This window comes from Nocardioides zeae, assembly GCF_030818655.1.
Taxonomy (GTDB): Bacteria; Actinomycetota; Actinomycetes; order Propionibacteriales; family Nocardioidaceae; genus Nocardioides; species Nocardioides zeae_A.
This window is the reverse complement of record NZ_JAUTAN010000001.1, coordinates 1015813-1037878: the sequence shown is the minus strand read 5'-3', so window position 1 is coordinate 1037878 and position 22066 is coordinate 1015813. Positions and strand designations below refer to the sequence as shown.

Annotated in this window: 20 protein-coding genes; 7 read left to right on the top strand and 13 right to left on the bottom strand. The window is 73.8% G+C overall.

Annotated elements, in window-relative coordinates:
* Positions 1-8: 8 nt before the first annotated feature.
* The gene (locus tag QE405_RS04905; protein ID WP_307199092.1) at positions 9-1055 is read right to left on the bottom strand and encodes a CobW family GTP-binding protein; all 1047 of its coding nucleotides are present in this window, start codon (positions 1053-1055) and stop codon (positions 9-11) included.
* A gap of 19 nt (positions 1056-1074) precedes the next feature.
* Positions 1075-1338 (bottom strand): WhiB family transcriptional regulator, encoded by a 264-nt coding sequence (locus tag QE405_RS04900; protein ID WP_373459441.1) that lies wholly within the window; start codon positions 1336-1338, stop codon positions 1075-1077.
* A 242-nt stretch (positions 1339-1580) separates the two neighbouring features.
* Here QE405_RS04900 and cofD point away from each other — a divergent pair, with 242 nt between their 5' ends.
* The 4 genes from cofD to QE405_RS04880 all read left to right on the top strand — a co-directional run bounded on the left by cofD (position 1581) and on the right by QE405_RS04880 (position 5372).
* Positions 1581-2630, top strand: coding sequence for a 2-phospho-L-lactate transferase (gene cofD / locus QE405_RS04895; RefSeq protein WP_307199091.1), 1050 nt, complete (start codon positions 1581-1583; stop codon positions 2628-2630).
* Positions 2627-3592, top strand: coding sequence for a coenzyme F420-0:L-glutamate ligase (locus tag QE405_RS04890; protein WP_307199090.1), 966 nt, complete (start codon positions 2627-2629; stop codon positions 3590-3592). The genes cofD and QE405_RS04890 overlap by 4 nt, the downstream gene beginning before the upstream one ends.
* 73 nt (positions 3593-3665) lie before the next feature.
* A complete protein-coding gene (locus tag QE405_RS04885; protein WP_307199089.1) occupies positions 3666-4523 on the top strand; it encodes a DUF3105 domain-containing protein in 858 nt (285 codons plus the stop codon).
* Between the two features lie 84 nt (positions 4524-4607).
* Positions 4608-5372, top strand: a complete 765-nt coding sequence (locus QE405_RS04880) for a TIGR03089 family protein (protein WP_307199088.1) — start codon at positions 4608-4610, stop codon at positions 5370-5372.
* On the opposite strand, the gene QE405_RS04875 is transcribed toward QE405_RS04880, so the two are convergent.
* On the bottom strand, positions 5356-8385 hold the full coding sequence (locus tag QE405_RS04875; RefSeq protein WP_307199087.1) for an FG-GAP-like repeat-containing protein: 3030 nt from the start codon (positions 8383-8385) through the stop codon (positions 5356-5358). The two genes, QE405_RS04880 and QE405_RS04875, sit on opposite strands and share 17 nt — an antisense overlap.
* 556 nt (positions 8386-8941) lie before the next feature.
* Positions 8942-10549 carry an LCP family protein gene (locus QE405_RS04870; protein ID WP_307199086.1) on the bottom strand — a complete coding sequence of 536 codons (1608 nt, stop codon included), beginning with the start codon at positions 10547-10549 and terminating at the stop codon, positions 8942-8944.
* Between the two features lie 111 nt (positions 10550-10660).
* Between QE405_RS04870 and QE405_RS04865 the strand changes: the two genes are divergently transcribed.
* Genes QE405_RS04865 through QE405_RS04855 form a run of 3 tightly spaced genes read left to right on the top strand, consistent with a single transcriptional unit; the run spans position 10661 to position 13297 of the window.
* Positions 10661-11971 (top strand): LCP family protein, encoded by a 1311-nt coding sequence (locus tag QE405_RS04865; RefSeq protein ID WP_307199085.1) that lies wholly within the window; start codon positions 10661-10663, stop codon positions 11969-11971.
* Between the two features lie 4 nt (positions 11972-11975).
* A complete protein-coding gene (locus tag QE405_RS04860) occupies positions 11976-12872 on the top strand; it encodes a crotonase/enoyl-CoA hydratase family protein (protein ID WP_307199084.1) in 897 nt (298 codons plus the stop codon).
* The gene (locus QE405_RS04855) at positions 12869-13297 is read left to right on the top strand and encodes a CoA-binding protein (RefSeq protein ID WP_307199083.1); all 429 of its coding nucleotides are present in this window, start codon (positions 12869-12871) and stop codon (positions 13295-13297) included. The genes QE405_RS04860 and QE405_RS04855 overlap by 4 nt, the downstream gene beginning before the upstream one ends.
* A gap of 25 nt (positions 13298-13322) precedes the next feature.
* Here the strand turns inward: QE405_RS04855 and purE are convergent, their stop codons facing one another.
* From purE to QE405_RS04810, 9 genes are all read right to left on the bottom strand, one after another.
* Positions 13323-13862, bottom strand: a complete 540-nt coding sequence (purE, locus tag QE405_RS04850; RefSeq protein ID WP_307199082.1) for a 5-(carboxyamino)imidazole ribonucleotide mutase — start codon at positions 13860-13862, stop codon at positions 13323-13325.
* Between the two features lies 1 nt (position 13863).
* Positions 13864-15033 carry a 5-(carboxyamino)imidazole ribonucleotide synthase gene (locus QE405_RS04845; RefSeq protein ID WP_307199081.1) on the bottom strand — a complete coding sequence of 390 codons (1170 nt, stop codon included), beginning with the start codon at positions 15031-15033 and terminating at the stop codon, positions 13864-13866.
* Positions 15026-17110, bottom strand: coding sequence for a glycosyltransferase family protein (locus QE405_RS04840; protein WP_307199080.1), 2085 nt, complete (start codon positions 17108-17110; stop codon positions 15026-15028). Before QE405_RS04840 ends, QE405_RS04845 begins: the two co-directional genes overlap by 8 nt.
* Positions 17110-18150: a hypothetical protein gene (locus tag QE405_RS04835; protein WP_307199079.1), complete on the bottom strand. Its 1041-nt coding sequence runs from the start codon at positions 18148-18150 to the stop codon at positions 17110-17112. Before QE405_RS04835 ends, QE405_RS04840 begins: the two co-directional genes overlap by 1 nt.
* On the bottom strand, positions 18137-19087 hold the full coding sequence (locus tag QE405_RS04830) for a glycosyltransferase family 2 protein (RefSeq protein WP_307199078.1): 951 nt from the start codon (positions 19085-19087) through the stop codon (positions 18137-18139). Before QE405_RS04830 ends, QE405_RS04835 begins: the two co-directional genes overlap by 14 nt.
* Positions 19088-19199: 112 nt before the next feature.
* Positions 19200-19532, bottom strand: a complete 333-nt coding sequence (locus QE405_RS04825; protein ID WP_307199077.1) for a winged helix-turn-helix domain-containing protein — start codon at positions 19530-19532, stop codon at positions 19200-19202.
* A 73-nt stretch (positions 19533-19605) separates the two neighbouring features.
* A complete protein-coding gene (locus tag QE405_RS04820; RefSeq protein WP_307199076.1) occupies positions 19606-20631 on the bottom strand; it encodes an adenylate/guanylate cyclase domain-containing protein in 1026 nt (341 codons plus the stop codon).
* The gene (locus QE405_RS04815) at positions 20632-21144 is read right to left on the bottom strand and encodes a PH domain-containing protein (RefSeq protein WP_307199075.1); all 513 of its coding nucleotides are present in this window, start codon (positions 21142-21144) and stop codon (positions 20632-20634) included.
* A gap of 21 nt (positions 21145-21165) precedes the next feature.
* Positions 21166-21993 carry a biotin--[acetyl-CoA-carboxylase] ligase gene (locus tag QE405_RS04810; RefSeq protein WP_307199074.1) on the bottom strand — a complete coding sequence of 276 codons (828 nt, stop codon included), beginning with the start codon at positions 21991-21993 and terminating at the stop codon, positions 21166-21168.
* Between the last annotated feature and the right edge of the window lie 73 nt (positions 21994-22066).

Here is a 22066-nt window from a genome sequence, read left to right as displayed (position 1 = left end):
GCGCCGGTTCAGCCCGCGGCGCTGGGCAGGTGGTCGGCGCGCAGCTCGGCCGGCACCAGGCGCTCGAGACCCCAGAGGTCCTCGAGGTCGGGCCGCTCGTCGGGCGTGGCCACCATCGCCGCGAGCTCGTCGTAGGCCGACCCGCCCAGCTCCGGACCGATGAGCACCAGCTCGGTGCCCGCGCGGCGCCCCGGGGCGCCCGGCGCCCCGGGGGTGACGCGGACGTGTCGACCGACGCGGTGCACCGTCCAGCGCGACGTCGCCCCGGGCACGTCGATGGTCACGAACCCCTTGATGCGGAACGCCTCGGGCACCCCCTCGCCCAGGAACGCCGCGAGACGGCGCGGGTGGAGGGGCGCGGCGCTGGTCCAGCTCACGGACCGGTACGCCGCGTGCAGGTGCTCGTTCTCCCCGGCGCGGATGTCGCCCAGCGTGAGCTGCCGGGCGGGGTCGTGCCGGAGGTCGAAGAGCAGGGTCGGGTCGAGCGCCCCCTGCACGGCGGTCGTCACCGGGCGCCCGGGCAGGAGCACGCGCAGACGGGCCCGCAGGCGGGCGAGGTGCCCGGCGTCGACGCGGTCGGTCTTGGTGAGGACGACGAGGTCGGCGTGGGCCAGCTGGGCGTGGCGCTCGCCGCCCGCGGCGAGGTCGGCGAGGTCGGGGGCGACGTGCTCGGCGTCGAGCAGCACGACGAGGCCGCCGAAGCGTGCGCGGCGGGACAGGCTGGTGGTCACCCGGTGCACGAGGGCGACGGGGTCGGCGACGCCGCTGGCCTCGACGACCACGACGTCGATCCCGGCCCGCGGAGCGGTCAACCGGGCCACGAAGTCCGCGACGGCTCCGTCGTCGGTGGCGCAGCAGAGACACCCGCCGCTCGCCGAGAAGAGCATGTCGGCCTGGCCGGCCACGAGGAGACCGTCGACGTCGATGTCACCGAAGTCGTTGACGATGACACCCACGCGCGTGTCGGCGCTGTGGCTGAGCAGGTGGTTGACCAGGGTCGTCTTGCCCGCACCCAACGGGCCGGCGACGACCAGGACGGGGACGAGGTCGGTCACGGCCGACCCCCTTCCCCGTTCAGACGACGGCGCGCTTCTTCAGCTTGCGCCGCTCGCGCTCGGACAAACCGCCCCAGATCCCGAAGCGCTCGTCGTTCATCAGCGCGTACTCCAGGCACTCGTCCCGCACCTCACACGTGAGACAGACCTTCTTGGCCTCGCGCGTGGACCCGCCCTTCTCCGGGAAGAACGCCTCCGGGTCGGTCTGCGCGCAGAGCGCACGCTCCTGCCAGCCCGGTTCCCCGGCGTCCCCGTCAACGAGATTGAGCTCGATCAACGCCACCCGCCCCTTCCCCGGTTCCTCGACCCATTCGGCACACCTCGGCGACGTCCACACGCCACCGTCCGCCGCACCCCGGCTCCTGCTCGCCCTCCCCTTCGGCCGACGCCGTCGCGTCTGAAGGGGAAGACACTGTGGGAATTACATGCCTGTCGTACCCGTAAGTCAAGCCCACCGTGTGTTACAAGCAGTCTGCTAGAGAGCCCGATGGACGGGCCTGCCGACCCGTCCGGCAGGGTGGTCCCATGAGCACGACGCCCCCCACCCTGCAGCGCATCACCGTCCTCTCCGGAGGCATGGGCGGCGCCCGCTTCCTCCAGGGTCTGCTGCACGGCCTCGCCACCGGCCAGGTGCCCGGCGGGTCCGCCGCCACGGAGGTGACCGTGGTGGCCAACACTGCGGACGACATCTGGGTCCACGGCCTCAAGGTCTGCCCCGACCTCGACACCGTCATGTACACCCTCGGCGACGGCATCGACCCCGACCGCGGGTGGGGTCGGCGCGACGAGACGTGGAGCGTCAAGACCGAGCTCGCGGCGTACGGCGTCGAGCCGACCTGGTTCGGCCTCGGCGACCGCGACGTCGCCACCCACCTGGTGCGCACGCAGATGCTGGCCGCCGGCTACCCGCTCTCCGACGTGACGCGGGCCCTGTGCCGTCGCTGGCTCGAGCCCCTCGGCGCCCGGCTGCGCCTGCTGCCCATGACGGACGACCGGGTCGAGACCCACGTGGCGATCGCCGACGAGGACGCGCCCAGCGGCCGCCGCGTCGTCCACTTCCAGGAGTACTGGGTGCGCCTGCGCGCCGAGGTGCCGGCCGAGACGGTCGTCGTCGTGGGCCTCGAGGGGTCCACGCCGGCCCCGGGCGTCCTCGAGGCCATCGCGGACGCCGACCTCGTCGTGCTGCCCCCGTCGAACCCCGTCGTCTCGGTCGGCACGATCCTCGGCGTACCGGGGGTGCGCGACGCGGTCGCCACCACCGACGCGCGCGTCGTGGGCCTCTCCCCCATCGTCGGCGACGGGCCGGTGCGCGGGATGGCGCGGCAGGTGCTCGAGGCGATCGGCGTCGAGGTGTCGGCGGGGGCGGTCGGTCGGCACTACGGCGCCCGCGGCCCCGGGAGCACCGGCGTGCTGGACGCGTGGCTCGTCGACGAGCGCGACGCCGCGCAGCTGCCGGAGCTGGAGTCCGCCGGGCTCACCAGCCGCGCGGTGCCGCTCATGATGACCGACCACGACGCGACCGCCCGGATGGCGGCCGCCGCGGTCGAGGCGGCGTTCGCCGGGCGCCCGTCGTGAGCGGGCTCGAGGTCCACGCCCCGGACGGCATCGGCGAGGTCGCGGCCGGCACCGACCTGGCCGCGCTCGTCGTCACCCACCTCGCCCCCCGCGACGGGGACGTCGTCGTCGTCACCAGCAAGGCGGTCGCGAAGGCCGAGGGACGGGTCGTCGCCTCCGACCGCGAGTCGGTCATCGACGAGGAGACCGTGCGGGTGGTGGCCCGCCGCGGCCCGACCCGCATCGCGCGCACGCGCCACGGCCTCACCCTCGCCGCCGCCGGCGTCGACAACTCCAACGTGGTCGCGGGCAGTGTCGTGCCGCTCCCCCTCGACCCGGACGCCTCGGCCCGGGCGCTGCGCGCCGAGGTACGCCGCCGCACCGGCGCCGTCGTCGGCGTGGTGGTCACGGACACGGCCGGGCGCGCGTGGCGCGAGGGCCAGACGGACATCGCCGTGGGGGCCGCCGGCCTCCGGGTGCTCGACGACCACGCCGGCCGCGTCGACTCCTACGGCAACCCCCTCGCCGTGACGGCACCGGCCGTCGCGGACGAGATCGCGTCCGCCGCCGAGCTCGCCCAGGGCAAGCTCGGCGGGCGCCCCCTCGCGCTCCTGCGCGGACGCGCCGACCTCGTGCTGCCCGCCGACGAGGACGGGCCCGGCGCCGCCGGGCTGGTGCGGGCGCCCGAGCGCGACATGTTCGGGTACGGCGCGCGCGAGGCCGTCGTCGCCGCCCTCGCCGCCCGCGTCAACGAGGCCGAGCTGCGGGACGGGTTCGGCGGACCCGCCGCGGCCGCCGACGTCGCCGACGCGCTCACCCGCGTGTTCGCCGTACCGGTGCTCGTGGACGACGCGGGGGTCACCACGCCCGTCGCCGACCTCCACGCGGCGCGGGTCTCGCTCGACGCGCTGACCCGGGTGCTGGGGTGGTCCTGGGAACCCGCGGGGACCTCGGAGGTCCGCTTCGTCCCGGGTAGTCCGTAAACTCCCCTCTCGTGCGCCCAGCGCGGCGCACGTCGACCTGCCCTCGTCCCGACCCCGTGAGGATTGCCAGACCGTGGCGAAGACCCCGAGCAACGACCGTGCTGCCAAGGCCAAGAAGCAGCTCAAGGCGCACCAGCGCGCCGAGCGGCGCGGCAGCTTCATGATCGTCGGCGTGTGCGCCGTGGTCGCCCTGCTCATCGTCGGCGCCGCGGCCTACCGGCCCGTCGCGAACTGGTGGGACCTGCGCAAGTTCGACGACATCGACCTCGCCAGCATCGGTGCGCCGGCCACGGTGTGCGGCCCCGAGATGGTCATCCCGGCGACGGGCGAGCAGGACCACCGCGACTCCGGCTCGATCGAGTACACGACGTCGCCCCCGATCTTCGGTCCCCACCGGTCGGTCCCCGCGGCGATGGAGCGCAAGTTCTACGGCTGGGACGACCGCTCGGAGCTCGAGCAGCTCGTGCACAACTCCGAGCACGGCTACACGTTCCTCTGGTACGACCAGACCGTCGAGGACAACAGCGACGAGGTCGACGAGATCGAGGGCATCGGCAAGAAGCTCCAGGGCACCGACAACTTCCGCCTCAAGTTCAAGGCCGTGCCGTGGTACGGCGCGGAGGAGGCCGAGGGCGACCAGACCGAGTGGGCGACCGACATGCAGGCCGGCATGGAGCAGATCGCCGAGCTGACCGGCAACGAGGCGCCCGAGCTCGAGGGCGGCGTGCACGTGGCCCTCACCCACTGGGCGATCGACCCCGAGCCCGCGGTCGGCGACGCGCCGGAGCTCGTCGCGCCGACGGCCGAGGGCGAGGAGGAGCCCACGAGCTACGGCGTCATCCAGTACTGCAGCGCCCCCAGCGGCGAGGCGCTCAAGGAGTTCATGCTCCGCTGGCCCTACACCAACTCGACCGAGCCCAACGCCATGTGATCCCCCCGGTCACCGCGTGACCCGAGAGCCCCGGCCCCACGGCCGGGGCTCTCGGCGTTCCGGACCGGCTGCGAGGATGACGGGGTGACCGCCTCCCCGCGCCGCCCCGCCGTCTTCCCCGACCTGCTGGCCGGCCTCGTCGCCGCCGACGCCGGTCGCCCCCTCGTGACGTGGTACGCCCACGACGCCTCCGGTGCCGTCACCGAGCGCGTCGAGCTCTCCGTCGTGACCTACGCCAACTGGGTCGCCAAGACCGCCGGCCTGCTCACGGACGCGCTCGACCTCGAGCGGGGCGACACCCTGCTCGTGGACCTGCCGACGCACTGGCTGACGCCGGTGGCCTGGGGGGCGGCCTGGTCCGCCGGCCTCGTGGTCGTCCAGCCGGGCGACCCGGCGGCCGCGGCACCCGACGCGGTGCTGTGCGGCCCCGCCACCCTGGACCGCTGGGCGCCCGAGGCCGACGACCGGGTCGTCGTCGCCGCCGCCCTGACGCCCCTTGCCCGACCGTTCGCGGACGGCGTGCCCGGGGGCGTCCACGACCTCGGCGTCGAGGTGTGGGGGCAGCCGGACGGGTACGTCGCGCTCGACCCCCCGACCGCCGACGACGCCGCCCTGCCGGACGTGAGCCAGGCCGAGCTCCTCGGCGACGCGCCCGCTCCCGCCGCCGCGCCCGGTGGCCGGGTGCTGCTCGCCGGGCTGGCGGAGCGGGCCGCGTTGCGGCGTACCGTCGCGGTCCTGGCGGCCGGCGGGTCCGTCGTGCTCGCGGACGACGACGCGCCGCCCGCCCCGTGGTGGGACGAGCGGCGCGCGGTCATCGAGCGTGACGAGCGGATCAGCCCAGCGACGTGATGCCCTTCGACGGCTCGGCGATGGTGCGGTTGGTGATGACGCGTCCGGAGGCGTCGTACTGCAGCAGCCGCAGGATGCCCGTCGCCTTGTGCCGCAGCACGATGTCGGTCGTTGTCTTGCCGGTCAGCGACGCCGTGGCGGTCACCAGGTCGTAGGCGCTCAGGTCGGTCCCGCGGAAGTACCAGAACTCGTCCATCGCCTTGCTGGCCGTCAGCGACGTCTTGAAGCCCGTCGCCCCGTTGCCCGGGAAGATGGTCGGCTTCCCGGCCGCGTTCCGCCCGTAGAAGTCCGGCAGGCCGTCACCGGTGACGTCGCCGACGAAGCGGAGCTTGGTCACCGAGCCGAAGCCGGACCCGAGCGCGACGCCCGCGGCGAACTGGCCCTGGCCGTCGCCCCGCCACAGCGTGAGGGCGCCGTCGGAGGCCCGGGTGACGATGTCGCCCTTGCCGTCCTTGTTCCAGTCGCCGACGTTGAAGACCGCGGTGCCGCTGGGCACGACGATGTTGGTGGCCTTCGCGGCGTAGTGGTCGACCGTGCCGGCGTGGGGGACGATGTAGACGGTGTCGCCGATCCGGCCCAGGAGGTCGCTCGCGCTGCTCCCCTTGAGGTTGCCCGCGCTGGTGATCTCGCGGAACTTGCCCCCACCGGAGAGTGGACCGCGGGTGGGCCCGAACCGGGCGTTGCCGCCGTTGTAGGGCATCAGGTAGAGCGAGCCGCTGGTCAGGCGGAGCAGCAGGTCGGGCTTGCCGTCGGCGTTGACGTCACCCCAGCCGCCCATGGCGGCGACCGCGGAGAAGTCACCGGGGATCGACTTGCGGGTGCCGACCACGAACTGGCGCTCGGTGCCGTTGCGGCGCACCCCGGTGGGGAGCACCCACATCTTGCCCGAGGTGTCCTTCGCGATGAGGTCGCGCACGCCGTCGCCGGTGACGTCGCCGATGACCGTGAAGAGCGCGTAGGCCCTCCAGTCGCGGGCGATGGAGACGGCGGAGAACTTTCCCTTGCCGTCACCCCGGTAGAGGAGCGTCTGGCCGGTCGCGGACTTCCGGGCGATGAGGTCGTTCTTGCCGTCGCCGTCGAGGTCGCCGACCCCGATGAGGTTCTCGGTGTCCTTGAACATGCTGGCGCTGATGCTGCGCGGCGAGCCGAACTTCCCCGCCTGCGCCGTGCCCGGGTAGAGCAGGGCGTGGCCGCGGCTGTCCACCACCACGAGGTCCTGCCGACCGTCGCCGGTGAGGTCCGGGGAGATCGTCACGCCCTGCGCACCGGGGAAGGTGCCGACCGCGATGCGGCTGCCGTAGGCGTTGAGGCCGCCCGTGGGCAGGATCCAGACCCGGCCGTCGGACTGGCGGAACACCAGGTCGGGGCGGTCGTTACCGATGAGGTTGGCCTTGGCGATCGCCGGGCGGGACGCGTTGCTGCCCGGGGTGGGCGCCGGCGTCGGGCTGGTGGAGCCGCCCGAGCTCTGGATGCTCTTGGCCTCCGTGCGGATCCAGCCGAGCTTGGCGTAGAGGTACTTGCCGGGGCACGCCGTCTGGCCGCCGTCGCGGTGGCCGATGATCGCCGGGTAGCGGTCGCCGCCGAAGCTCTGCGTCGAGGTCGCGTCGATGCCGTGGATCTTCAGCTTCCACGCGATCAGGTGCGCGATCGAGTTCAGCATCGCCTGCGTCGGCTGGGCGGTCTCGTAGTTGCCGATCGCGCTGATGCCGAAGGTGTAGTCGTTGTAGGCCGAGATGTGCGCCCCGCGGACGGCCTTCGTGATCCCGCCGTAGCGGCCCTCCCACAGGCGGCCGAACTTGTCGACGAGGAAGTTGTAGCCGATGTCGGACCAGCCCTGGGACTTCACGTGGTAGGCGTAGATGCCCCGGATGATCCCCGGCACCTGGTCGGCCGTGTAGTTGTTCGCGTTCACCGTGTGGTGGATGACGGCGCCCTTGACGGCGGCGTAGCGGGGCGACCCGTCACGCATGCCCTCGTCGGCCCCCCACTGGGCGCGGGAGTAGATCGACGGCTGCGACACGCCGCTCGCGGCGGCCTGCAACGCGATGGCGTCGTCGGCGGGCGCGCTCGTGTCGGCACTGTCGCCGGTGGTCGCGTCGGCCGGGTCGGTGGTGGCGGCCGGGTCGGCGGTAGCAGCCGGGTCGGCGGCGGGCGCGGCGTACTCCGGCGCCTCCTCGACGACCTGCGACGTGCCGGGGTCGATCACGGCGACCGTGAGGTCGGCCGGCAGCCCCTCCGGGGCCGTCACCTGCACCTGGGCCTCGTCGACCTCGCCCACGAAGACGAGCTCCGTCCCGGGCCGCGCGTCGGCCTCCTCGCCGCTGCCGGCGTCCGCGTTCTCCGCGGCGGTCGTGGCCTCCTCCTGCTCGGCCTCGTAGGGCATCGTCTCCCAGTCGCTCCACACGCCGTCGGTGGCCGTGCGCACCAGGAACGTGATCGCGTCGCCCGCGACGGGGGTCGCGGGGTCCCACGTCACGCCCACGGCGCCGAAGCCGGTGACGGGCTGGGGGTCGCTGAGCAGCTCGGTCGTGACGCCCGGGAGGGCCAGGCCGTCGGCGTCGGTGGTGGCCGGCGCGGCGGGCTCCTCGCTCGGCGTCCCCGTCGGCTCCTCGGTCGGCGTCTCCGTCGGCTCCTCGGTCGGCTCCGCGCTCGGCTCTTCGGTCGGCTCCTCGGTCGGCTCCTCCGTCGGCTCCTCGCTCGGCTCCTCGGTCACGCCGTCGGTCGCGTCCTCCGGCGCCGGGGCCCGCTGCGCCTCGGGAGCCGTCGGCTCGGCGGGCACGGCGTCCTCGGTCGCCGTCAGCGCCACCTCCTCGACGGTCGACTCGACCGGGGCCGACTCGACGGGGGCCTCGTCGCCGGGTCCGGCAGCGATGGGCACCGTCGGCGCGACCTCGGGCGAGTGCGAGATGTCGAGGGAGACGACGTTGGCCGCGGGAGCGAGCACGGCGGCCACCGCGAGGAGCGTCAGCGCCTGTTGGCAGACGCTGACGTATCGAGACTTGCTGGCTGACATCGAGAGGGCTCCTGCGCGCGACGGGGGAAGTTGTTCACACGAGACGTCGGACATCACACACGTCACATGAGTAACAGGCAAGCCGAACGCGAGAACTACAACGGTGTGATTATCAAGCCGCCACGCCGTGCACTTCCGAGATGATTCGTCAAACCGAGCCGTTTCGGAGCATGACACGCCGACGGGGCCCGGTTTTCCGTACCTCTCCCCCGTCGGCAGGCCTCGCCGCGATCCGAGGCGAACGTGTCACGCGCCACCCGTCGAGGTGGCTGCTGGGCGCAGGTCCTGGCGGGGCCGCGGCCGCCGGGGCAGGAACAGTGCGGCTGGGGCAGGACCGTCACGCTCGGGACCGCACCAGCCGCACACTTCCGCGACAGGCCCAGGCGCCCCCCGGCACGGCCGATCCCGCGCCGTACGGGCGATCCCGCGCCGTACGGGCGTAGTCCCTGACGTTCCGCAGCGTGCCGTGCCCGGAGGACGGCGTGTCGCGTGCAGAACGTCAGGGACTACGCCCCTCGGGGGTCGGGGGGCCGGTCGACCGGTCGAGCTCGTCGGATCAGCAGGCCGAGCCGAGGTCGCTGGTCTCGTTGGCGGAGTAGCCCTCGTCGCGGGAGCCGATCGAGCCGCCGGTCACGGTGTCGGGAGCAGCGGCCTCGCCGCCGCCCGAGCCACTCGCGCCGGAGCCCGACCCCGCCGCAGCCTCCGTCGAGGGTGCCTCGGTCGCCGGGGCCTCGTCGGCCTCGCCCGTGTCGCCGGCGATCCCGGCGGCGATCATCTGGTGCACGACGTCCATGTCCGGGTCGGCCGTGTTCACGGCGGGCGGCACGATCGACACGGTCGAGATGGGCTCGTTGCGCGCCTTGAGCGCCAGGTCGACGAACCGGTCGACCTCGCCGGGCGGGATGCTCGTCTCCAGCATGTTCGCGCCGGCGTCGGCGATCTGGCCGAAGCTGGTGAGCACCGTCGTGGGGTCCATCTGCTGGAGCATGGCGCTCATGACGCACTTCTGCCGCGCCATCCGCGAATAGTCGTCGGAGTCCGCGCGGGACCGTGCGAACCACAGGGCCCGGTAGCCGTCGAGCTGCTGCACGCCGGGCTCGATGTAGCCCGAGATGGGGGCGCCGACCCCGCCGATCGGGATGCGCCCGCGGACGTTCAGCTCGACGCCGCCGACGGCGTCGACCAGGTCCTCGAAGCCCCGCATGTCCACCATGGCCCAGTAGTTCACGTCGAGGTCGGTGACGCCCTCGATCGCGGAGATGGTCGCGTCCATGCCGGCGTCGAAGAGCTGGTCGTGGCTGGCGTCCGCCGGGAGGCCGAAGAGGTCGGGGTGGTCGGTCGCCCACGTGGTGACACCGTTGAGGTAGCACCCCTCGCAGTCGAACCCGTCGGGGAACTGCTCGTCCATGACGGAGCCCTCGCGGAACGGGAAGCGCTGCATGTTGCGCGGCAGCGAGATGAGCACGGTGCGGCCCGACTCCTGGTCGATGCTCGCCACGGTCATGGAGTCCGCGCGCAGCCCGATGCGGCCCTCGCCCGCGTCCGCGCCGATGAGGAGCACGTTGTAGCGGCCGGCGGTCGGCTCCGTGACCTCCTCGCCGGTGAAGACGCTGGTGACGAAGCCACGGCCGACCTCGATCGCGTGGGCGGAGAAGAGGAGGCCGCCCACCACGGAGAAGCAGAGGACGCCGTTGAGCGTGACCAGGGCGACCCGCTGCCGACGCTGCAGGGCACCCGGGGCCGCGATCCGCCACGCGTCCACGAACAGCGCAGCCCAGGCGACGGCCAGCACGACGAGCGCCAACCGGATGACGCCGAGGAGGGCCATGTTGGCGCCGAGCTTGAGCAGCAGGCCGTTCCAGACGGACGCCACGAGCGCGACGAGGACCACGAGGGCCAGCAGGCCGAGCCAGATCCGCAGGGCCACGCGCCCGACGCTCTTGTTGCCGGCGACCAGCTGGGCCGATCCCGGCAGGACGAGCGTCATCAGCAGCAGCGTCAGCGCCCGTCGGAGGTGCACGCCCTGGGCGCGCTCGCGCGTGGTCCTGCCGGCCCGTACGGCGCGGGGAGCGCGCGCACCGCGGGACCGCGCGTCGTCGGCCGGGGTCGCCGCTGCGCGCGCGGGGTGCGAACGCGACGGTGCCGAGGGGTCCGTGGGGGACATGGCAGACCTTTCTCGCCGGGGAAGAGACGTTGGCTGCGTGCTGCATCCCACCAGCCACACCGGTCCCAGCGGTGACGCCACGCCGGACGACGGCGCGGTAGCGTCCCCCTCATGGCAGACGGTCAGTCCGGCGGCCGCCCTCGCGAGGGCACGCCCGAGTACGAGTGGCTCTACGGCTCCGGCGGCAACCGCGGTCCGCAGCCGACGGAGCCGCGGCGCCGGGCTTCCGGGCACGAGGACGAGGCCACCCGGCTCATGGCCACGGGAGGCGACGACGCGGGGCTCTACCCCGCTCCCCCGCCCCAGCAGCCCCCGCAGGGTCGCCGCCGCGCCGCACCCCCGCCCCGTACGCCGCAGGGCCCGCCCGTCCCGCCCCCGGGGCCTCCGCCGGGTCGCGCCCCCGGGCGACCGGCGGCCGGTGCTCCCCGCCGGCGGCGTCGGTTCCCCGTCCTGCGGGTGCTCCTGCTGCTGCTCGTGCTGTGGCTGGTCTTCCTCGTCGCCGTGCCGATCTGGGCGTGGAACAACGTGGAGCGGATCGACGCGATGCCGACGGGCGACCGCCCGGGTGACCAGCCCGGCACCACCTACCTCGTCGTCGGCAGCGACTCGCGCGCCGGCCTCAGCGAGGAGGAGCGCCGCACGCTCGGCACGGGCGACGTCGGGGGCGACCGCACCGACACGATCATCATGATCCACACCGGCGGCGGCCAGCCGGTCGTCGTGTCGTTCCCCCGCGACACCGTCGTCGACCTCCCCGACGGCGGCTCCAGCAAGATCAACGCGGTCTTCGCCGAGGGCGGCGGGGGTGACGCGGGCGCGCAGTACCTCGTGCAGACGATCGAGCAGAACACCGGCATCCGCATCGACCACTACGCCGAGATCGGCATGGGCGGCGTCGCGCAGGTCGTCGACGCCATCGGTGGCATCGAGATCTGCCCGGAGGACGCGATCAAGGACGACGGGGCGCACCTCGACATCCCGGCGGGCTGCCAGGAGGTCGACGGCACCACGGCCCTCAACTACTCCCGCGCCCGCTGCTCCAAGAACGGTCCGCCGGAGTGCCCCCTGGTGCGATCCGACCTCGACCGCGTGCAGAACCAGCGCGAGGTCGTATCGGCGGTCGGCAGCACGGCCGCGGACCCGCTCAACGTGCTGCTGCCGTGGCGCTACGTGGCGCTCAACAAGGCCGCGACCTCCTTCATCGCCGTCGACGAGCAGACGAACGTCGTCGAGGCGGCCCGCATGGGGCTCGCGCTGCGGGCCATCGGGGGCGGCGCGCGCAACTGCACGGTGCCGCTCGCCGACTCGTCCGCCGAGTCGTGGGACGAGACCCGCTCCACCGCCCTCTTCGAGGCCATCGCCTCCGACGAGACCGACAGCATCACCGACGACCTCTGCACCGCGACCGGACTGGAGCCCTGATCCCGTGACCACCCCCGACGCCCCCCGCTACGAGACCCTCGCCTGGTCCGTCGACGAGGACGGCATCCTCACGCTGACGCTCGACCGACCCGACGCGCTGAACTCGTTCACCGTGACGATGGCGGACGAGCTGGAGGACGCGTTCCGCCGCGTCAACGACCACGACGAGGTGCGTGCCGTCGTCGTGACGGGCGCGGGCCGCGCCTTCTGCGCCGGCATGGACCTGACCCGCGAGGGCAACGTCTTCGGCCTCGACGAGTCCCTCGCGCCGACGCCGCAGGACCTCGTCGACCGCTTCGACGCCCCCGAGATCAAGGACGGCGTCCGCGACACCGGCGGCCGGGTCTCGCTCGCGATCTTCGACTGCCGCAAGCCGGTGATCGCGGCCATCAACGGCGCGGCCGTGGGCATCGGCGCCACGATGACGCTGCCGATGGACGTGCGGCTGGTCTCCACGAAGGCCCGGGTCGGCTTCGTCTTCGGCCGCATCGGCATCGTGCCCGAGGCCTGCTCGTCGTGGTTCCTCCCCCGCCTCGTCGGCCTGCCCCGCGCGCTGGAGTGGGTCTACACCGCCGACATCCTCGAGCCCGCCGAGCTCCTCGAGGGCGGTCTCGTGCGGTCGGTGCACGAGCCGGAGGACCTGCTCCCCGCGGCGTACGAGCTGGCGCGGCGCTTCACCCGCCACCGCTCCCCGTACGGCGTGGCGCTCGCCCGGCAGCTGCTCTACCGCGGCGCCGGGGCCCCGCACCCGGTGGACGCCCACCGGGCCGACTCGCTGGCGATGTTCTACGCCTCCGTCGCGGACGGCAAGGAAGGCGTGGCCGCCTTCCTCGAGAAGCGCGACCCGGCGTTCGAGGCCCCCGCCTCGCGCATCCCCGACGTCTTCGGGGACGCCCGATGAGCGACCCCGGCAAGGACCCCGGCCCCCAGGACCCCGCCGCCGTCGCGCTGATGCTCGACGAGCTCGAGACGTGGGCGGTCGTGGGACTCTCCGACGACCCGAGCCGCACGGCGTGGCGCATCGCGCAGCTGCTCCAGCAGCGCGGCAAGCGGATCGTGCCCGTGCACCCGAAGGCGCCCACGGTGCACGGCGAGCAGGGCTACGCGAGCCTCGCCGACGTGCCGTTCCCGATCGACGTGGTCGACGTGTTCCGGCGCTCGGAGTTCGCCGGCGCCGTCGTCGACGAGGCGATCGCCGTGGGCGCGAAGGGCGTGTGGCTGCAGCTCGGCGTCGTCGACCAGGAGGCGATCGACCGGGCCCGGGCCGCAGGGTTGGTGGCCGTCATGGACACCTGCCCCGCGATCGAGTGGAACCGCCGGGGCTGACGCCCCGGTCGGGGACCCGGCTCCGTCAGAAGCCGGCGCGCGGCGCGCCGGCGGCGGACGCCGAGCGCACGACCTCGCCCTTCGCGTGGGCGGCGTCGCGCAGGGAGGCCTGGAAGGCGACCATCCGCTCGGCGAGCGCCGGGTCGGTCGCCGCCAGGATCCGCACGGCCAACAGGCCCGCGTTGCGGGCGTTGCCGACCGCCACCGTCGCCACGGGCACACCCGCGGGCATCTGCACGATGGACAGCAGCGAGTCCATGCCGTCGAGGTAGCGCAGCGGCACCGGCACGCCGATCACCGGCAGCGGCGTCACGGCCGCGAGCATGCCCGGGAGGTGGGCGGCCCCGCCGGCGCCGGCGATGATCGCCGCCAGCCCGCGGCCGTGCGCCTCGCGGCCGTAGGCCAGCATCTCGTCGGGCATCCGGTGCGCCGAGACGACGTCGGCCTCGAAGGGCACGTCGAACTCGGCCAGCGCGGTGGCCGCGGCCTCCATGACGGGCCAGTCGGAGTCCGACCCCATCACGATGCCGACGCGGGGGGCCGGACGCCCGGTGGACTCGCTCATCTCACTCGCTCTCGTTGCCGAGGTCGCCGGCGAACCAGGCCGCCGCGTGGCGGGCCCGCTCGCGGCACTCCTCGAGGTCGTCGCCGTAGACGTTGACGTGGCCGACCTTGCGGCCGGGCCGCAGGTCCTTGCCGTACAGGTGCACCCGCAGCCCCGGGTCGCGCGCCAACGCGTGGGGGTAGCCGTCGTAGAGCCGGCCCGCGGTCGCCGGTTCGACGCTCGCCGAGCCGAGGATGTTGACCATGACGCTCCACCGCGCGCGGGTCGCGGGCGAGCCCAGGGGCAGGTCGAGCACGGCGCGCAGGTGGTTCTCGAACTGCGACGTCACCGCCCCGTCCTGCGTCCAGTGGCCCGTGTTGTGGGGCCGCATCGCCAGCTCGTTGACCAGCACGCGCCCGTCGGCGGTCTCGAACAGCTCGACCGCGAGGATGCCGACGACGCCGAGCTCGCCGGCCACCCGCAGCGCGATCTCCTGCGCGTGCGTGGCCAGTCCCTCGGCGAGGTCAGGAGCGGGGGCGGTCACCTCGTGGCAGATCCCGTCGCGCTGGACGGTCTCGACGACGGGGTACGCCGCGGCCTGGCCGCTCGGCGACCGCGCCACCAGCGCGGAGAGCTCGCGCACGAAGTCGACGAGCTCCTCGGCGAGCACCTCGACGCCCGCCTCGTCGGCCGCCGCGAAGGCGGCGTCGGCGTCCGCCAGCGCGCGGACCACCCAGACGCCCTTGCCGTCGTAGCCGCCGCGCGTGGTCTTGAGCACGCACGGCAACCCGAACTCTGCCACCTCGGCGGGCGAGGCCACCACCGCGTTGCGCGGGCAGGGCACGCCCAGCTCCGCGAGCCGGCGTCGCATGACGGACTTGTCCTGGGCGTGGACGAGCGCGTCGGGACCGGGCCGTACGGCGACGCCGTCGGCCGCGAGGGCCCGCAGGTGCTCGGTGGGCACGTGCTCGTGGTCGAACGTGACGGCCACGCACCCGGCGGTCACCGCCCGCAGGTCGTCGAGGTCGCGGTGGTCGCCCACGAGCTGGTCGGGGACGACCTGCGCCGCGGAGACGTCGGGGCCCTCGGCGAGCAGGCGGAGCGGCACGCCGAGGGCGGCGGCCGGCTCGGCCATCATGCGGGCGAGCTGGCCGCCGCCGATGACGGCGAGCCGGGGTGCGCGCTCAGACATCGAGACCAGCGACGAGCGAGGCGAACTGCCGGCCCATGCGCTCCGGGGAGCGCTCGGCGGCGAGGGCCGCGGCCGCGGCCCGGGCCTCCTGCGTGGCGGTCGGGTCGGCGAGGATCTCGTCGAGGGCCGCCTTGATCGAAGTCGCCAGCGAGCCGTCGTCCTTCGGCTCGAAGAGCCGCACCTGGGGACGTCCGTCGAAGGCCGCGATCGCTCCGGCGCGGGGGGCCACGACGGGCAGGCCGAACGTCTGCGAGAGCAGGAACGAGCCCGAGTTGAGGATGTTGCGGTAGGCCAGGACGGCGAGGTCGGCGGCCTTCATCCACACCTGCAGCTGGTCGTCGGGCACGAACTCGAACTTGGCGACGATCCGCGGGTCGGCGAGGCACTGCGCCTCGAACCGCGCGGAACGCGCCAGGCGGCCCGGCCGGCCGGCGATGAGCAGGCGCAGCGACGGGTCGTCCCGGTGCAGCTCGTCGAAGACGGAGACGAGGCGGTCGAGCCCCTTGTAGGGACGCACGCCGCCGAGCGCGATGATCGCCCGCTCCCCCGGCTGGATGCCGAGCCGGGCACGCGCGCCCTCCCGGGACACCCACGTCGGGTAGATCCCGTCATAGCTGGAGTGCTCGATGACGACGGCCTTCGACGGCTCGATCCGGTAGAACGGCGCCGCCTGCTCGATCGTCTCCTCCGACAGGAGGTGGACCGCGTCCGCCTCGTCGGCGAGCAGCTGGGCCAGCTCGATCTCACCCCACTGGAACTTGCCCTCGTGCGGCAGCACGTTGTGGACGGTCCAGATCAGGTGACCGCCCCGGGCCTTGAACTCCCGCAGGGTCGCGGCGAAGTCGTCGAGCACCAGCCGGGCCGAGAAGGGGCCCCGGGACGGCTGGAGGATCGGGTCGGTCCAGTGGATGTTGAGGATGCCGGGGGCGCCCGGCGCCGCGAGGCGGGTCTTGAGGTGCCCGAGCGCGTCGGTCACGGGCACCGGGTAGCCACCGTCGGCCTCCAGCCCCGAGAACAGCATCCGCTGGTACGGGTTGTTGGAGTAGTCCGGGAAGAAGTGCACGGCCCGCGGCGCCGGGGGCGCGTCGTACCGGGCCGCGCCCTCGGCGAGTGCCGCCGTGAGCTGCCGTGCCCGCGTCGTCCAGGTGTGGCGCTCGAGGACCACGTTGCGGGTCTGCTCCGCGAGGAGTGCCGTGCGGGCGGGATCGGCGCGCAGCGCGGTGAGCACCTCCGACAGCTCGCGGGCGTCCCGGTAGGTCGGCAGGTGGCCGAAGCCCTGCTCCTCGAGACCCAGCCGCGTGTTGACGATGGGCAGCGCGCCCGACGCGGCGCTCTCGTAGAGCCGCGAGTTGAGCGCGCCGAAACCGACGTTGGAGCGGTTGACGTCGTCGATGACGTAGGCGTGCTCGCCGTAGACCGCGGGCAGGTCGAAGTAGGAACGCACGCCGCCGTGCCAGCGACGCAGCCGGGCGGGGGCGCGGCGGGCCTCGCCGTACATGAGGACGTCCGCGTCCGAGGGGAGGGAGACGAGCACCTTGTGCACGTCGCGCAGGGAGCCCCAGAAGTTCGCGGTGGTGACCGCGGTGGCCCGGCGGGTCGTCCCGGGCTCGGGGAGCACGAAGAGCTGCTCGTCGGCAGCGATCGGCAGCGGCTCGGGCCAGACGCGGTCGGTCACCTGCGCGAGGCGCTCCACGGCCATCGAGGACGACGCGAAGACCTGGTGGTAGCCGGGCAGGGAGCCCATCCGGCACCACCGCTCGACCTCGTTGCGCACCCACGCCACGCGGCGCACGCCGGCACGCAGCACCGAGGGGTCCAGGTCGGGCAGCATCGCGACGACCACGTCGGCGTCGTCGATCGTCGACCATTCCCACTTGGGGACGAGGCGCACGCCGTGGCCGAGCCGCACCAGCTCGAGGCCCATGCCGGCGGCCACGTAGATGTCGCCGCGACCCTCGTCGAGGTCGTCGGTGTAGACGCAGAACGCGATGGTGGGCAGCTTGCCCGTGGCGTGCTCGCCGGCGACGAGGGCGTCGTAGGCCGCTCGCCGGGCGGGCGTCAGCGTGCGGGCGGACATCAGCGGCTCCGGACGCGGTCCAGCACCCGCCGCGCCGCCCGCTCGAGGCGCGGGTCGGAGCGCACGACGTCCGCGGCGCGGCGCCGGGCGCGCCGGTAGGCGACCTTGACCGCCAGCGGCTTGCCGTCGACGCTGACGAGCCGCTCGTACTCGCGCTGCCACTTGTCGAGCTGCTTCTGGATCGCGACGCGGCTCTCGAGGTGCCGCTCGATCTCGCTCTGCATGCCCGAGACCTCGGCGGCGCCGAGGCGCAGCTCGGACTGGAAGTGGGCGCGCTCGGCGACCAGCAGCGACCGCACGGTCTCCAGCTCCCGCTCGAGCTGGGCGACCTGGGCGCGGAGGCGCTCGCGCGAGTCGAAGAGCTGCTGCCACTCCTCGTCCCGACCGGCACCCCCCGCGGCTGCCGGGGTCGCGGACACGACGGTCTCGGCGGTGTTCTCGTCGTCGGACAGCTCAGGCATGGCGCCTCGGATCCTCTCCTGGTCGGTCTCTGGCTCGTGGTGGTGCTGGTCGAGGTCGGCGCCGTCGCCGGTCGTGGCGACCCGCCGTCGGCCCGTCACCGCGAACCCGTGCCGCTCCAGCAGGCGCCGGAGCTGGTGGAGGGTGCGGCGGTGGACACCGTCCGCGCCGATGGTGACGGTCTCCGCGTACGTCGCGGTGCCGGCCAGCAGCTCCGCGTGCACGTCGGGCCCGCGCACCGGGTCGACACAGACGAGGAGCGTACCGTCCGGCGGGAGCGCTCCGGCGCGCAGGCGGCCGAGGGCACGCGGGAGGTCGACGCCCGCTCCGCCCGGTCCCGCGAGGGCCAGCACGACGACGTCGGAGGGCTCCTCCGACGGGGCGTCGGCCACCACCGTCACGGCGGGGTCGGCGGCGTGGAGCAGCGTCGCGAGGGCGTGCGCGACGTCCCGGTCGCCGAGCACGCGCACGCGGTCGGCCGTCGCCGGCAGCAGCCGGCGCACGGCCTCGGCCCTGGCCTCGGCGAGCGCAGCGGCGTGCGTCCCGGGAGCGGAGCCCGCCCCGTCGTCAGCCAGCGGCAAGCGTCGACTCCGCGGTCGGGAAGCTCGTCACGGTGTCGTTGCGGCCGAAGCGGCCCGCCACGGCGTCCGCGCGTCCCATCTCGACGAGCTCGTCGAAGCGGTCCAGCCACGCGGGCGCCTTGTCGGCGACCTTGGCCCGCCACGGGTCGAGGAACGTCGTCTGGTGGTGCGCCATGGCCGCCTCGGGGTCGATGCGGAGGGCGTCGCGCGCGAACCCGTAGCGGTTCCGCGTCATGTAGTAGACGTAGTAGGGCTGCGGGAGCACGCCGCTGGAGCGCTTGAGGTGCACCATCTCGGCGTCGCGGTTGACCATCGTGCGCCAGCCGGCCTCCTGCACCGTGACGCACCAGTGCGTCTCCTCGAAGTAGAGGAAGTAGTGCTCCGGGAGCAGGCCGACCCGCTCCAGCGTCGTGCGCCGGATGAGCGGCGCGGCACCGGTGACGTAGCCGACGTCGAGGATCTTCCGGCCGCCGACCGCGTCCGTGCTCTTGCCGTTGTTCATGTGCGACGTCGCGCCGGTCGCGCGGTCGATCGTCGCGCCGTCGAACCAGATGCGGTTGCCGGGCGGGCCGTAGAGGATGCGGGCGCTGACGACACCGCAGTCCGGGTAGGCCGCCATGTGCTCCTTGAGCGTCGGGAGCGTGCGCCGCTTGACCCGCGTGTCGGGGTTGAGGATCCAGACGAGGTCGACGTCGGTCTCGAGCGCCCGCCGGACCCCCACGTTGTTGCCGCCCGCGTAGCCGAGGTTCTCGCCCGTGGCGATCACCTGGCCGCGGTCGCCGATGGCGTCCCGCAGCGCGTCGTGCCGGGCGTCGGCCGGGCCGTTGTCCACCACGTAGAGATCGATGTCGAGGTCGTCGGAGAGCTCGAGGCTCTCCACGCACTCCAGGGTGTCGCTGGGGTCTCCGTAGTTGAGCACCACGGCGGCTGTGCGCATCGGCTCCCTCTCCAGCTCGGCGACGCGGCCCGGTCTCGCCCGGGCGGGCCCGTCCGACGGACGGCCGCGCCTAACCTGCCACAGCGGTCCATCCGGGCCCAAACAGGGCGCGCTAGGAGGGCACGCGCTCCTCGGCCCGCACGGGCGGTGCCAGCTCGAACCGCAGGCCCTTGCCCCGCACCGTCGTGATCAGGTGGGGCGCGCGGCTGTCGTCGCCCAGCTTGCGCCGCAGCCAGCCCAGGTGGACGTCGATGGTCTTCGACGACGTCCAGAAGGTGGTCTGCCACACGGTGTGCATGAGCTCCTCGCGCGAGACCACCTCGCCCGCGCGCGCGATGAGCGCGTGCAGCAGGTCGAACTCCTTGCGCGACAGGGTCACCTCCACGTCACCGGACCACGCACGGCGCGTGTCGGGGTCGAGGCGCACACCCTGGACGACGAACACGGGCTCACGGTAGGAACGCCCGCGCGTCGAGGTGAGCCGAACGATCGAAATTTTGCCTTCGCGGTGACCGCTCTCACGTGCGGCGCACGGTGACCGGTTCCAGGAGGCCGAAGCCGCGCACGGGACGCGCCGGCAGGCGGCGGCTCTCGAACTCCCGCGCCGGCAGCAGGTCGGCCGTCGCCTGGTCGAGGATGATCCGGTTGCGGCGGGCGATGTTGGTGAGCCGCGAGGCGAGGTTGACCGGCGGTCCGAAGACGTCGCCCATGCGCGTCACCACGTGGCCCGTCGCCATCCCGACGTGGACGTCGGGCATCCGGGCGTCACGACCGATCACCTTGATGATGCCCTCGGCCGTCTCGTAGGCCCGGAGCGGATCGTCGTTGACGAAGAGCACGGAGTCGCCGAGGGACTTGATGATGCGCCCGTGGTGGCCCTGCACGACGTCGTGGCACCGCGACTCGAAGAGCTCGACCAGGTCGCCGATCCGCGCCTCGTCCAGCTCGTTGGACAGGGCGGTGAAGCTCACGAGGTCGGCGAAGCCCACGGTGATCTGCCAGGTGTCCGCCTCCTCGTCGAGCTCGTCGACGCCCTCCATCCGGCTCGCGGCCGCGGCGAGGTGGCGGCGCCAGGCGTTGACCATCACGCGCTCGAAGACGTCGCTCAGCTCCTCGACGAGCTGGGTGGCGGCACCCAGCCGGCCGTTCGAGGCCCCCGGTCCGGCGTCGATGGCCTCGACCAGCGGGACGAGCACGGAGATCTCCCAGTCGGCGAGCCGGGCCATGGTCTGGCCGATCGCCCGGGTGAGGTTGACGGCCGCGTCCATGGGGATGCCTCCCCGGTCCACCGCGTCGAGCAGCGCGCCCATCGTGGTCGCGTCGGCCCCCGTGAAGGTCACCGACTCCTCGTTGAGCGGGAGGCCGAGGGCCCGCCACAAGCGGCGGACGTCGGCGATCGGGATGCCGCCCTCGTCGAGGTCGTGGGCGGTGAAGACGGGCACCTCGCCGAGGATCGCCCGCTCGAGGTCGAAGACGGTCGGGCGCTCGGTCCCGTCCGGGTCCTGGGGTCCGGGGGCCGGGGCCCCCTGCGGATCAGGTGCCATTCAGGTGCCATCGTCGTGGGAGACGCCGGAGATGCGGTGCAGCTCCTCGGAGACCAGCAGCTGCACCTTCTCCACGCGGGGGATGTCGGTGAGCTCGACCCGGCCCTGCTCGCTGGCGTCCGAGACCACGAGCGTGCCGCAGCCGAAGATCCGGTCGACGACGCCGATCTCGAAGTCGACGCCGCTGATGCGGTTGAGCGGGATCGTGCGGCCCTCCTTCGCGATGAAGCCCGAGCGCGCGATGAACCGGCGGTTGGTGAACGTGTAGGTGGTCGTCAGCCACCCGACCAGCGGACGGAGCACGAACCAGACGAGCGTGGCGACCACGGCCACCCAGACGAGGATCTCGAGCACGTTCGCGGCGGTCTGCTCGGGCAGCGAGACCGTGGCCACCACACCCAGCGCGATCGCGAGCAGCAGCACGGTGGCGGGCCCGAAGAGCTCCTTGACGTGCGTGCGCGTGCTCACGACGACGTGCTCGCCGGGGTTGAGGAGCCTCTGGGGGAACGACACGGTGGTGATCCTCTCACCCCCTCAGGCCGGTCGCACGTGGATGACGTCCCCCGCACCGACGGTGTGGCGTCGTCCCCCGGCCTCCACCACGAGGCAGCCGCTGCCGTCGACGTCGACGGCGTCGCCGACGAGGGCGTCGCCCTGGGGCAGCTCGACGCGGACGCGTCGGCCCACCGTGGCGCAGGCCGCGCCGTACGAGGCCCGCAGGCTCGCCAGGTCGCCGCGCTCCCAGCGCACCAGCAGCGCGGAGAGGTCGGTGAGCAGCTCACGCAGGAGGAGCGTGCGGTCGATCGCGGCCGCGGGGACGCCCACGGTGCGCAGCGAGGCGGCCGTGGGCACGGGGAGCTCCTCGCGGGTGGTGGCGGCGTTGATGCCGATGCCGAGGACCGCGGCCGGGCCGGCCGGCGTGTCGACCCGCTCCGCGAGGATTCCCGCGACCTTGCCCGGCTCGTCGGGGTGCGCGGCCGGCGCGACGAGCACGTCGTTGGGCCACTTCAGCGACACGTCGACCGCGGGGTGCAGCCGGGCCAGCGCGCTGCGGGCGGCCAGTCCGGTCACGAGCGGGAGCCACGGCCACTGCTGGGCCGGCGCGGACGGGCGCAGCAGCACCGAGAACGTGAGCGCCGCCCGGGCCGGCGTGTGGAACGTGCGGTCGATGCGTCCCCGCCCCGCGGTCTGGTGCTCGGCGACCAGCACGAGCCCGCCCGGCGCGCCGTCGCGGGCGCGGGCGGCGAGCTCGGCGTTCGTCGACGGGGAGGACTCCACGACCTCGACCCGCCAGCCGACCGCGCCCGGGACGTCCGCCAGCTCCTCGACGCGCAGCGGCGCGCGTCCCTCCTGCTCCGTCACGGCTCTCCCCTTCCCGCGGTGCTGCCCGGACGCCGGCGCGGCGTCGGGCACGACGACCGGCGCGAGAACCCTA

What these genes read in the sequence shown, in the direction of transcription:
- QE405_RS04855 (WP_307199083.1), top strand. Translation starts at nt 12,869, where the DNA reads ATGAGCGACCCCGGCAAGGACCCCGGCCCCCAGGACCCCGCCGCCGTC.
- QE405_RS04870 (WP_307199086.1), bottom strand. Translation starts at nt 10,549, where the DNA reads ATGTCCCCCACGGACCCCTCGGCACCGTCGCGTTCGCACCCCGCGCGC.
- QE405_RS04840 (WP_307199080.1), bottom strand. Translation starts at nt 17,110, where the DNA reads ATGTCCGCCCGCACGCTGACGCCCGCCCGGCGAGCGGCCTACGACGCC.
- QE405_RS04865 (WP_307199085.1), top strand. Translation starts at nt 10,661, where the DNA reads ATGGCAGACGGTCAGTCCGGCGGCCGCCCTCGCGAGGGCACGCCCGAG.
- cofD (WP_307199091.1), top strand. Translation starts at nt 1,581, where the DNA reads ATGAGCACGACGCCCCCCACCCTGCAGCGCATCACCGTCCTCTCCGGA.
- purE (WP_307199082.1), bottom strand. Translation starts at nt 13,862, where the DNA reads ATGAGCGAGTCCACCGGGCGTCCGGCCCCCCGCGTCGGCATCGTGATG.
- QE405_RS04845 (WP_307199081.1), bottom strand. Translation starts at nt 15,033, where the DNA reads ATGTCTGAGCGCGCACCCCGGCTCGCCGTCATCGGCGGCGGCCAGCTC.
- QE405_RS04830 (WP_307199078.1), bottom strand. Translation starts at nt 19,087, where the DNA reads ATGCGCACAGCCGCCGTGGTGCTCAACTACGGAGACCCCAGCGACACC.
- QE405_RS04875 (WP_307199087.1), bottom strand. Translation starts at nt 8,385, where the DNA reads ATGTCAGCCAGCAAGTCTCGATACGTCAGCGTCTGCCAACAGGCGCTG.
- QE405_RS04820 (WP_307199076.1), bottom strand. Translation starts at nt 20,631, where the DNA reads ATGGCACCTGATCCGCAGGGGGCCCCGGCCCCCGGACCCCAGGACCCG.